This window comes from Catenulispora pinisilvae, from assembly GCF_015356865.1.
Classification (GTDB): domain Bacteria; phylum Actinomycetota; class Actinomycetes; order Streptomycetales; family Catenulisporaceae; genus Catenulispora; species Catenulispora pinisilvae.
The window spans coordinates 1-534 of sequence record NZ_JAAFZA010000584.1; the positions used below are offsets into that span (position 1 = coordinate 1).

Here is a 534-nt window from a genome sequence, read left to right on the forward strand (position 1 = left end):
GCCTACGGCCCGGCCGGCCCCTGCGCAGCGCCGGCTACTTCGGCTTCGGCGGCATCCCCGGCTCGATCCTGCTGACGATGTGGCCGACCGACGCCGCACTGCGCAACATCGGCTTCGCCGCGGCGCTGTACCCCTTGGGGCTGACGACGCGACCGTGGGGAACGGACCGCACCACCTCACAAACCGCCAGCGCAGGGCCCTGACCGGACCACCCTATGGAACCGCGCCAGTTCCCCGAGGGAGCCAAGAGCCCCCGCCGGAGGCGCCGGCTCTTCACTTGCCTTTTAACCTGTGGTGATTGTGTAGGTGCCGGGTGCTGTTTTGGTGAGGCGTCCTTGATCAGCCCATTGGGACAAGCGGACGGTGAGGCTGTGTAGTGCGGCGCGGTCGGTGAGGCCGAGTTGGCGGCCTAGGGTGCTGGCTTTGCGGGGCTGGTCGGGTGTGGTGTTCAGGATGGTCAGGATGTCGGTCAGGGATATGGCTGCTCTGAGGTGACCGGTTTTTGGTCGTGGGGTGGCTGGGGTGGTGGTGCGT

The 534-nt window shown here is 67.4% G+C and carries 1 protein-coding gene and 1 pseudogene; one reads left to right on the top strand and one right to left on the bottom strand.

What is annotated here, in order from left to right:
* Positions 1-203 (top strand): annotated as a pseudogene (locus IZR01_RS49520) (hypothetical protein); the annotation flags it as partial.
* 81 nt (positions 204-284) lie between these two features.
* Here IZR01_RS49520 and IZR01_RS51975 read toward each other — a convergent pair.
* Positions 285-534, bottom strand: a 250-nt coding sequence (locus IZR01_RS51975; RefSeq protein ID WP_228561489.1) for a hypothetical protein, incomplete at its 5' end; no start/stop codon positions are given.